Source organism: Microcoleus sp. C2D2 (assembly GCF_036702495.1).
Taxonomy (GTDB): domain Bacteria; phylum Cyanobacteriota; class Cyanobacteriia; order Cyanobacteriales; family Microcoleaceae; genus Microcoleus.
On sequence record NZ_JAUBTO010000216.1, the window covers coordinates 1 to 9,947 of the forward strand.

General features: G+C 46.1%; 17 protein-coding genes. 6 read left to right on the forward strand and 11 right to left on the reverse strand.

Annotated features, from left to right (window positions below):
* Nucleotides 1-24: 24 nt before the first annotated feature.
* Genes QUB61_RS35515 through QUB61_RS35525 form a run of 3 tightly spaced genes read right to left on the reverse strand, consistent with a single transcriptional unit; the run spans nt 25 to nt 1,952 of the window.
* Nucleotides 25-474: a hypothetical protein gene (locus QUB61_RS35515; protein ID WP_333135641.1), complete on the reverse strand. Its 450-nt coding sequence runs from the start codon at nt 472-474 to the stop codon at nt 25-27.
* A gap of 1 nt (nt 475) precedes the next feature.
* Nucleotides 476-1,255: a hypothetical protein gene (locus QUB61_RS35520; protein ID WP_333135643.1), complete on the reverse strand. Its 780-nt coding sequence runs from the start codon at nt 1,253-1,255 to the stop codon at nt 476-478.
* A gap of 1 nt (nt 1,256) precedes the next feature.
* Nucleotides 1,257-1,952 (reverse strand): hypothetical protein, encoded by a 696-nt coding sequence (locus QUB61_RS35525; RefSeq protein ID WP_333135645.1) that lies wholly within the window; start codon nt 1,950-1,952, stop codon nt 1,257-1,259.
* On the opposite strand from QUB61_RS35525, the gene QUB61_RS35530 reads away from it, so the two are divergent.
* A complete protein-coding gene (locus QUB61_RS35530) occupies nt 1,951-3,039 on the forward strand; it encodes a hypothetical protein (RefSeq protein WP_333135647.1) in 1,089 nt (362 codons plus the stop codon). The two genes, QUB61_RS35525 and QUB61_RS35530, sit on opposite strands and share 2 nt — an antisense overlap.
* A 62-nt stretch (nt 3,040-3,101) precedes the next feature.
* On the opposite strand, the gene QUB61_RS35535 is transcribed toward QUB61_RS35530, so the two are convergent.
* The 8 genes from QUB61_RS35535 to QUB61_RS35570 all read right to left on the reverse strand — a co-directional run bounded on the left by QUB61_RS35535 (nt 3,102) and on the right by QUB61_RS35570 (nt 6,325).
* Nucleotides 3,102-3,680, reverse strand: coding sequence for a hypothetical protein (locus tag QUB61_RS35535; RefSeq protein ID WP_333135649.1), 579 nt, complete (start codon nt 3,678-3,680; stop codon nt 3,102-3,104).
* Nucleotides 3,671-3,934: a hypothetical protein gene (locus QUB61_RS35540; protein ID WP_333135650.1), complete on the reverse strand. Its 264-nt coding sequence runs from the start codon at nt 3,932-3,934 to the stop codon at nt 3,671-3,673. Before QUB61_RS35540 ends, QUB61_RS35535 begins: the two co-directional genes overlap by 10 nt.
* Nucleotides 3,934-4,155, reverse strand: a complete 222-nt coding sequence (locus QUB61_RS35545; protein WP_333135652.1) for a hypothetical protein — start codon at nt 4,153-4,155, stop codon at nt 3,934-3,936. The genes QUB61_RS35540 and QUB61_RS35545 overlap by 1 nt, the downstream gene beginning before the upstream one ends.
* Nucleotides 4,155-4,667: a hypothetical protein gene (locus QUB61_RS35550; RefSeq protein ID WP_333135654.1), complete on the reverse strand. Its 513-nt coding sequence runs from the start codon at nt 4,665-4,667 to the stop codon at nt 4,155-4,157. The genes QUB61_RS35545 and QUB61_RS35550 overlap by 1 nt, the downstream gene beginning before the upstream one ends.
* Nucleotides 4,668-5,033, reverse strand: coding sequence for a hypothetical protein (locus tag QUB61_RS35555; protein ID WP_333135656.1), 366 nt, complete (start codon nt 5,031-5,033; stop codon nt 4,668-4,670).
* 84 nt (nt 5,034-5,117) lie between these two features.
* Complete coding sequence (locus QUB61_RS35560) at nt 5,118-5,396, reverse strand: hypothetical protein (protein WP_333135658.1); 279 nt, start codon at nt 5,394-5,396, stop codon at nt 5,118-5,120.
* Between the two features lie 246 nt (nt 5,397-5,642).
* Complete coding sequence (locus QUB61_RS35565) at nt 5,643-5,951, reverse strand: hypothetical protein (RefSeq protein WP_333135661.1); 309 nt, start codon at nt 5,949-5,951, stop codon at nt 5,643-5,645.
* A gap of 95 nt (nt 5,952-6,046) precedes the next feature.
* Nucleotides 6,047-6,325, reverse strand: coding sequence for a helix-turn-helix transcriptional regulator (locus QUB61_RS35570; RefSeq protein ID WP_333135663.1), 279 nt, complete (start codon nt 6,323-6,325; stop codon nt 6,047-6,049).
* Between the two features lie 565 nt (nt 6,326-6,890).
* Between QUB61_RS35570 and QUB61_RS35575 the strand changes: the two genes are divergently transcribed.
* The 5 genes from QUB61_RS35575 to QUB61_RS40270 all read left to right on the forward strand — a co-directional run.
* Entirely contained in the window at nt 6,891-7,133 is a 243-nt protein-coding gene (locus QUB61_RS35575) for a hypothetical protein (RefSeq protein ID WP_333135665.1), read from the forward strand.
* Nucleotides 7,130-7,360, forward strand: a complete 231-nt coding sequence (locus QUB61_RS35580) for a hypothetical protein (RefSeq protein WP_333135667.1) — start codon at nt 7,130-7,132, stop codon at nt 7,358-7,360. The genes QUB61_RS35575 and QUB61_RS35580 overlap by 4 nt, the downstream gene beginning before the upstream one ends.
* 183 nt (nt 7,361-7,543) lie before the next feature.
* Nucleotides 7,544-7,840, forward strand: a complete 297-nt coding sequence (locus tag QUB61_RS35585; RefSeq protein WP_333135669.1) for a hypothetical protein — start codon at nt 7,544-7,546, stop codon at nt 7,838-7,840.
* 742 nt (nt 7,841-8,582) lie between these two features.
* A complete protein-coding gene (locus QUB61_RS40265; protein ID WP_445300327.1) occupies nt 8,583-9,671 on the forward strand; it encodes a DNA cytosine methyltransferase in 1,089 nt (362 codons plus the stop codon).
* Nucleotides 9,664-9,947 (forward strand): DNA N-6-adenine-methyltransferase (locus tag QUB61_RS40270; protein ID WP_445300328.1); only part of this gene is annotated, 284 nt, incomplete at its 3' end. The genes QUB61_RS40265 and QUB61_RS40270, both read left to right, overlap by 8 nt.

A 9,947-nucleotide genomic window follows, 5' to 3' on the forward strand; every position in this document is an offset into this window, starting at 1 on the left:
TGGCTTTTCGCTCATCTGACTACATTACCATATTTTTCGGCTCTCTGCGGAACTATTTTTTACCTGAATCCTTACATTGATTTGATTTTGTATTTCTTTTTCTATCACTTCAATTTGCTGAGTAGTTGATTCGGATTGCTCGCTTTGTTGAATAGTTTGCAGTTGTTCTTGTAAATCTTTTATAGGTGCAGAATTTTGCACCTCTTGCTGTACCTCCTGCTGAATGTGTTGTTCGATTATCTGCTGCACTCGCTGCTGTACTTGTTGTTGAGCGCGTTGCAGTGCCGCTTGTGGGTCGCAAGCGTTAGGGGGCAGACTCACTTGAGTTGCTGCGGTAATCTGATTCACCACATTAATAACAGTGTCATGCCCTGGCTTTCCTTTGTCCGCCTTGGCTGCATCTTCTACGATGCCTCCCGCTTTGCCGTTGATAGGTTGAATACCGCCTTGAGCGGTTTGTAAAAAACTTGTCATTTTAATACCCGTAAGAAACGTTGGCTAACCCTTCAATTTTAATCAATCTAGTGTCTAAATTGAAAGCAAAATTTAGATAAAGTTTTGTTGAATTTCTTTTAATATACATTCCCAATCGGTAAAGGTCACTTGACGTAGTAAAAAGAGACGTATTTATTGTGGCCAAAGTTTCTTTGGCTTCGACGTGGGTTGATAGTAGTGTTTTAACAGAACTTGAACTTTTCCACAACTCAAAATAAAACAAGTTATCGTCGCTCCCTCCGAGGGATAACATCGTAGGAGTTTGAATTGCTAAATAATATTTGGTAGCAGGCTGCCATTTTTTTATAAGCAAGCAATTATCTTGAAATGGATCGCTCGGGTTGAGGAGACCAAAATAATTTCCTTGCCAATTTTCTGTAGATCTACCCGAAATTATCTCAAAACTGCTGCCGGTACCTGTACTCAATTTCACCCATTGACTTCCAGATAAGTACCAAGTATCTCTTGTGTAAATATTTGTGTAAATTCTCCCCCCTCCAGTGCGAGGTGCCGGAGGGCTTTGGGTGCCTGATTCAAACACCACCACATTTGCAGGTAGTGTTGGGGTGTTGTAGGCGACAGGTTGAATCCAGGTTAAAGTGTTATTTTGCAGCACTGAGTAATAAAGATTTTTACCTACTGCCACAAATTGTCCTTCCCATTCGGGTACAGGCATTGGCGAACCTGTGGGTAAAACTTTAATTTTACTTTCGTGAATTTGCTCGCCTCGTAAAGCTGAGTGGAAGTAGTTATCAGCCATATTAATTTAGTGCAACTCCATTTAACAGGATTTTATCGCCTTCTCGAACAAAATCACCACCGTCAATAAGGATCGGTAAATTAAAAGGCATTTCTATGTCTTGAAAAAAATACCGCTCAAAGATTTTAATACCTGTGCCAAACAATACGGTGCGCGGTACTGCAACAGATATTACCCCACTGCGCGTTGCAACGATTTCTCCAGGATAATTGACCGAGAAAAAATTGCCAATCTTGACTCGCGCTTCGTGCTGCTCAGCTCCCGCCCGAGCGTGCGCTTCCATATTTACATCTAGGTAGCCGCGCGAAAAGTCAGGCTTGAAAATAAAAATACGATCGCGCTCCGGCTGCAACAAAGGAGCGGTAACTCCAACTCCGTAACTAATGAACCCTTCGGGCAGGAGATGCCCAAAATCAAATTTCCATTCGGCACGGAGCCATGCAACATTTGCGGTTTTTCTCCAAAGTGGCTCGTTCGCGCTTGCTGGTTTGGCGATCGCTTGGCAGGTTCGACAACAAGGGAAGAGATCATCGTTGTTATTTTTGGGCCAAGGTACGTAGCCTCCTATTTTTCTAGTTGCTTTCCACATCGGGGAAAATGAGCCGTACCTAGAAACTGGATGCGCAGGTAAGCGCTTAGCAGCAAATTCAATGCTAGTATCAAATCTAGTTCTAGTTTTTTGGCGAAAAAAAGTCATGGGCAATATTGCAATCCTTACTGAAATCAATTCTACAAATTATTCAAATTTACTGCAAATATATCAACCGACGGCTGGTCATAGCGGGTTTGTTACAGCCCTTGGCCTAACTATTAATCTCAAGTCTATTGCTTCTACTAATTTTCCATATATCCCAGACGACACGCCACCTGACGTTCTGGAACAACTTTTTGAAAATCTTGAAGCAGAAGCCCAATTCAAAGAGTTGCGAATTTTATTAAAAAAAGGCGCAGGATTGTGGATTGAACGCGCTAAAATAAGGCTTTTTAACAAAGAGCCTTACTATGAAGTGGATCTAATGCCTTACCTTACAAAAGCTAATACAATTGATGTAGCTGAAGATTTGAGCTTGGGACTACAAATTAAAGTCGGTGATACCTTAGTAGCAAATGTAGACAGTATTGTAGTTTTCGGAACCGTTATAGAAGAAAAAAAAAATAACGGCAACGAAGAATTAGCGGCACGGATAGAAGCGCTAGAATTAGCGCTAAGCGGAAAGCTAACAAATTTGCCAGCAAACACCTTGCTTGGCAGAAATACAAGTAGTGGAATAGTAGAAACTATCTCTCAAGCTAGTTTTGCAAAACCTGCGGATATTGATACGGCAATATTCAATTTGATTGCGGGCGCTCCGGGGGCGCTCAATACTTTGGATGAATTGGCGCAAGCCTTGGCAGATGACGCTAATTTTGCTACAACAATAACAAATTTGCTGGCACTAAAAGCACCACTTGCAAACCCATCTTTTACGGGATTTACAACACTTGGTGATAACGCAGCTATTAAAATAAAAATTTTGTTTTTCACGTCTCCGTCAACGAGTAATAATACGTTATTACTTAATGGACAATTACCTCCAGTGGATAAAATTGTTGCACTCACAGGATGGCTAAAATGCGCTGATACCGATTACTACCCACCTAGTTTTTATTCTGCCACATTTTTATATACAAATTGGTGGTCGATCTATTCTTGGTCGAACAACTTGTATTTAAATTTGCACCCTAATGCTATTTCAAGAATGGGGAATCAACCAGGAAAAATAATGGTTATGTATACTGCCTAATCGTTGTGGTCGCCATTCAGTGCTGATCAATTATTCCGCTTCGTAATCGAACGATCGCAAGTTCAAATCCCATCGGCTTTGGGTTCGTCAACTTCTATCAGTCGTCTATATTCAGCCTCAGCAACTTTATATTTTGGGCTGCCACCTTTCGATACTCCCCAAACTTCGAGGATTATCTTGGCTTTGCCCCAGCCTTTAGCCTTCAATTGCAGCGCTCGTTCAGCGCGTTCTGATTCAGCGTTCTGTTCAGGTTCGGCTACGGGTTCAGCTAGCTGTTTTTGAACGATTGGCTCTGATTCTTCATCCTCCCCATAAGTCAGTGCTAGAGAGCGTTCCAAGTGTTCGCGAGGGTTGAGAATTTGTTCCGCTTCCTGCTGACGTTGTGCCTGCGAGATGTACGCGCTTGTCGCTATCTCGTCTACAACATCAGCAGTGATTGCGCGGGTTTTGATTACCTCAATCTCCTCTTGCTGCGATAGTTCGCGGGCGATGTTGCCAGCAGTCACAGCGCAAGCTATTGCAGCGCAAAGGCTTAACCCCTGAATAGATTTGTGCCAGCCAACTTTTTTATCGAGGGCTACCAAGGGGGTTAGCCAAAGTACGATCGCAGCTCCCGACAAAATCCACATTTTTAACTGCATAAGAACACCCCCGCACCGATAACAGCAATTGCCAGCCCTGCCAGCAAAATAGCCTGTAAATTATGCACAGAAATTTTGAGCCAGCCACTAACCGAAAAATCTAAGAGCCAGCACAGGCACCACAAAATAAAAACTGCTGCAGCCAAAAATGCGATCGCTTTCGCCGCCATTGGAGACGTGCTCGCTACCCACGCCAGGAGTGAGAAAGCGATGCACCCAGCGACAAAATAGTTTGCCAGATACATCGTTCGCATTATTTTTTGCCTCCTAGTACGGCATCGTAAGGTCTCGGTTGAGGAATTGAGTTAACCGAAGGAGTTACAAACCAATGCAGAAGGCAAGAATAAGGGGTTTTGTGAGAAAGAATGTGGCACTTTTCAATCTTGCTTTGCTCAAATGTAAACCCACTAGCCTTAAAAACTTGGAGCGTTTGCTCTATTTCTTCTTCAGTACCAGCCAACCAGATATATTGCATTAGCTGGCCCCTCCTGTCAGCTTGGCTTTAATCTCATCAATCCGAGTCCTGGCGTCGGAGTCTGCTTTATCAATCCCTAAGCCGAGGCGAGCATAACCAGGGCGCATAGAGTGCAGTTTCTTGGCTAAGCCAGTATCGGCGCGCTTTTTGCCCAGTTCATTTTCTGCAACCGCGCCCTCATACTTGCGGTGCTGCTGATGTACTGTTTTATCGGCCGCTTCAATCTTGGTTAAAGCTTTGTAAGCGCGTTTAGATTGCCTCGCGCCGTCGGTTTTCTCCTTTGCCAATTCCTTCAACTTGCCGGCTTGCTCGCGGTCAAAGTAGCGCGGGTCAGGCACAACGGGAACAGATCGCACACTTGAAAAATTACCGGGAGTGTTTGGGGTAATTACTGCCGCGTCAGTCTGTGCCAACACTTTTGATTTGTCGATCGCGTGGTTGCCGTCGTTCGTGGCTGAAAATTTGGCAGCAGCAGCTTGGCCGCCACCAAATAAGCGGAGTTGTAAGCTCATTTATTTTGTTCCTCCTACTTGAATTGTGATTTTGATGGGCAGTAAACTCGCCCCCCGCAGAATCGGCGCGAGTAGCACAAAAAATCCCACTACCAGAACAAGTAGTGTGATTAATTGGGGAAGGGTTAAGAGGCTTAAAATCCTTGTGTCGCGCGCTTCACACGCCTGGCCGTGGATAACGTTATCCACACTTTCTAACTCTTTCCATCGATCGAGGTTGGCGTTCGTCGCCTGCCGGAGAGCGATCGCACTTTGCCAGGTTTGACGGCGTGCTAGGCTACCAAACTCACGAACTTGATCTCTTGTAAGCCCCAGTTTTGAGGCTTGTTGCTTGAGCAACTCAAGCCTAGGCTGATCGTGTGACATACTAAATATCAGGTAAAAGGAACAGCTACGCATCTTGTCACAGGTGCGTAGCGCGAAGGTCGCTCGGCTTAGGTTGAGCGACCTTTAGTCTGGCAACTTGGTGTATACATTTTTCGCAAAAGTTCTAGCACCATTCATTGCCAAGGTCTTGATGGTATAAAGGTCGAACTCTAGCCAGTGGGGCTCGGTTTCGTACAGAAAGATTTCGGAGGAATCAGAAGGATCTGTTGGGGGTTCAGTTTTGATGTTTCCCACTTTCCACTCTACGAATCCGATCGAGGTAACTGTATCGGATTCAGCAAATCCGACTTGCGAATGTGAGTCGCACTCCTGCAAAATTTCAATCAATTCAGCAACTGTCATTTTTATTCTCGTAATTGAAAAAATGCCCGTCTCTCCGGGCTGTCACGCCAGCAGGTACGCTCAGCGTTTAGCGTCTCGTTCTCTCCGAGATGTCACGCTACTCTCGTCCTTAGCGTCACGCTCCGACCTTGAGGAAGGGGCAGGTTCGATCCCACTATGTGCTACTTTTTGGGTCACTTATCAGCATCAGTAGCCTAGCTCTACGTTCAAAACTCAAAAAGTGTCCAAAATTTCGGACACTTTCACTCACTTATTCATATTCAAAACCCAGGCACCCAGTAAACCAAACCCACCAAAGAGCCCTGCGGCAACGGTAGGTATCAAAGCAGGATGAGGTGCCTTGTAAGGTACTGGAGTCGGAGTCGGAGTCGGAGTCGGAGTCGGAGTGGCAGCCGAATCTAGAAGTGGACTTGGAGTTGGACGATCGCGATCGCTATTCCGATTACGGGTTCGTTTCTTTTTCTGAGCTTGAGCGGGAACAGAAGTTACCAAGACTGAAGCTCCGACTAAAATCAGCAACAGCGTTTTTCGCCGCGTTATTTTAGAATTAGTCATGTTGGGTAGTGATAGGGGTATCACTATCCTCCCAAAATTCAGTAATCGTGTCAGCCTCCCCGATTAGCAATTGGAGAGGCTGTACTATTTGGTTTTCAAGATTCTGCGAGACCAGCTACCTGCAAGGCTTGCTGCCCGTTATGTATATTACTAAACGCTTCGATCAACTCTTCAACACTGCAATCGTAAGCTCTGCAATACATAGGAATATCAGTCAAAGCAGGATGAGGGACAGTGATACCACGCTCCCATTTGCTGACAACAGATTCAGTAGTACCTAGCTCTACAGCAATTTGTCTTTGAGTTTTCTTAGCTCTTTTCCGAATCCACACAGGGGTTACAAGATTTGCTTGATTTTTTGATTCACTTGCCATAGTATATAAGAGCTAGCTTTTAAAAGCAAGTCTTCATAGACAAGTTTCCAAAAGCTAGTGTTCAGTTACAACAAAAACAGCAGGCCGGTGATTACCGTCCACGGCCTGCCTACAACAACTATAGAGATTTCTTCGACGATCGCTCAATCCATCGCTATATAAGTCCCGAGGGCTTTAGCGGGTTGAACGAGAGGCGAAGTAATCCATTCATACCTCGAATTCCCACCAGACGGGTAATGGTATCAAACCCCCGTCTGCCACCTATACCTCACAATGCAACTCGCGCTAATTTTTTGCGTGGCTTTTAGCCTACCAATTTGTGACAAACCACTACCCCCGGAAGCGGTCGCCGAGACTCTCACTTTATCCAGGAGGTGATGCCTATTCAGCACCGGCAATAACAGCTTTCTCATACACCTAAAATTTTCTCCCTCCTGGCGATCGTCGTCACGGGCGATCGCTCCCTCCTACTCATTACTCCTTACTTATGGATAAAGCCCACCAACATAGACAATCTCCAGGCGATCGAGGGGCCTGCTCCTACATTCGCCGACTCGCAACCCATATGAATAGGAGTGAGAGGTTAGCGATCGCCTTGGTGTTGGTTGAAATGTGCCTTCATGAGGCAGACAAAGCCACTGTTGACTTCATATATATAGAAAATATTGGGGTCACTAGCGGACAATCTTTCCAGAAAAAGCTGAGCGACATACGGCAACTTTGTTTGCGGCTTCCATCAAGATATTTGGCAGAGCTGGCAGTAGCTATCTTACTGCCAGAGATTTCGTTCATACCACCTAACTTATGAAAATAGACAGAATTGGATTTGGTTATGTCAAAAGTCTTGGCAATTATGAAAATTGCAAACTGTGGCTAGAGGCAGATTTGGAGGACTGGGAAGATCCTTCCGAGAGCCTCAACCTTCTCCGCAGCCAAGTTGCCCATGAACTAGACCTACCCGACAAGTGGCACGACCTCAAAGGCAAATTCAACAAACAATTGCAGGCACAAATAGAGGTAGAAGATGCAAACTAAAGTGACCGATTATCCAGCAACACTTGACTTTGATGGTGTCCCCAAAAATGTGCGGTTGCGCTGGGGGCAACTCTTGCCACCAATTATTTACGACAACAAAACAGGTATTTTTTACCAGCTAATCAGAGGGTACTCATACTGCGAGGTACCTGGCCAGATCCTCTCCAATATTGAGGTATCGCCATGAAGCGGGAGGAGTGGAATTGGTACGGAGCTTGGCTCGTGGACTGGTTTACTTGCGATCGAGATGAATCAGGTGGCTGGGTAGCTTTTGACATCTGGGCAAAAGCCTATCGCGAGGCAAATCCAGAGCTTCTGGAAGTAAGCGACTTTGAATTGATCGAGAAACACTACACCAAAGCAATGCAGCCCGTGTTTGACTCTTGGGTTTTCTTTGTTTGGCAATTCTTGCAGTGGCCGATGAGTTGCATTCATCAGATTGTGTGGCGAATTAAGTGGAAATTTTTCGGCGAATTTTAGCATTTTCCTAGTAAACCGGGCGATCGGATTTCTTGAAGTGTGATCGCCTTTTACCCCTCACAAACATCATGGAATATTTTGATTTTGGAACCCCTATCTCATTCGGCTATACAACCCAGTACCTTCCCCAAAAAACCGTGACACGGAGAGACTGGAAAGACTCACACGCCAGCAAATTTATCAAAGCTTTCGAGCGTGCCGATGCCAATGGCAAAAAACTGAGAGTGCCGGCGATCGACAAAGCTTATCACGCGGGCGGAAAACAAATCGGCTGGCTGATTCTTAATGGTGTTCCGTACAAAGAGGCGTTGAAAAATATGCCTCAAATTGATTTGGTAGCCGAAGGCGGAATGTGCAGCACGGTCGAAGAATTTGTCACCAAGTATTTCAAAGGAGATTTAGAGAAAGAGGTTTGGGTTATTGGGTTTCAGTTTTTATCAAAAGTTATCGAAACTTCTGTGGCGCTCGATAGCCACGACATCGAGCATTGGACTTTATGGGAAAAAGAACAGTGTTCTTGGTTGAAGAATGCCAAATGGTGCATTCACCAGGGAAAAAACAAGCGTATTGAAGCCTTTCTCCCCGGAACCAAAACACTTCGCTTAGAAGGCATGAAACCCGGGATTGAGTATTGCCAAATTTGGGAGGTTTCGGAACCGACTTATGACTTTACTGGAATTCCGCTTCCAGTCTGTAGCAGTCTTAGCAGTCCTTACAAACTAATAACAACCGAAACTCCCTCATGCTTAGAACTCTCGAACTCTTCAGCGGAATCGGTGGCCTCCGACTTGGATTTGAATCAGTCGGGGGATTCCAATTCAATCAAGCCGTCGAAATTTCCCCAACCGCAAGAGCTGTTTACAATCGACATTTTGCCAACACCCCAATTTGGGATGACGTGCGAATCTTCCGCGCAACACCAGGGCAATTTGATTGCATTATCGGCGGAAGCCCCTGCCAAGACCTTAGCGGATGTGGCAAAAAGCAAGGACTTGGCGGTGATCGATCTTCCCTCTGGTGGGAAATGTTGCGAATCATCGATGAATGCAGGCCCGCTTTCATCGGCTGGGAAAATGTTGAGGGAGCGCTGCACCGAGGAGCTAGAGAAGTTATTGCCTCTCTCCGAATGGTCGGATACAAAGCTGAGGGCCCAGTCCTTATATCGGCAGCGGAGCTCGGAGCACCGCACCTGCGAAAACGAATCTTTCTGGTTGCCTACCGCAACGACCTATCCCTCGGGAAACGGGGAAATTTCACCGGCTGGGAGGAACAAATTGGAGAGCACCTTGCGATCGCATATTCCTACTCCTCGAGCAAACGATGGCAGCCAGGGGTACAACTCCGGGAAAACTGGTGGCATAAATCTGACGGGATACCTGCTAGCAACACCTCAAAACGCCAACAGTCCGACGTTGCTGGGGAATTTGAAGGGCGATCGGTTGGCGACTCCGAGCGCTCGAGACTTCAAGGGAACCTCGCCCAGCAAGAAGCAGGGAGCCAGTGCGACATTACCAGACAACCTACATCCATTTCTCAAGTCGACTCAATCAGCGAACCCCCAAGTATGGGGCTGGATGATGGGATTCCCGAAATTTTGGTGCGAGTTGGTACTGATGCCCCAGATTGGCTTGCTGGAGTCCGCCGATCGGGATGGTGGGATAGAGAACCCGCGCCCGTCAAAGTCGGCCTTAACGGAAAACGCATTCAAGGGAGACGAGATTCAATCAACCACTACGGAGCTGCTTGCGTCCCCGCGCAAGCCATCCCCCTCGCTCTCCGAATTAGATACTTGTCCGACCTCGCCAACAAAAACTCTGCAAGTTATGACTAGTTCAAAAACCGACGAACACGGCACCCCGCACTTTCTTGCACAAGCAGCCCGCGAGGTATTGGAAACGATCGATCTAGATCCAATGAGCAATCACGCCGCTCAAAAAATCATTCGAGCTCAGAAATTTTACACCAAAGAAGAGGATGGATTGACCAAACCCTGGATTGGGAGGATTTGGCTGAATCCCGCATTTTCGTTAGCTGATGAAGCTGTAGCCAAACTGATTGGGGCTTATGAAGTGGGAATTTGTCCCGAAGCTCTCTTACTGATCAAAGC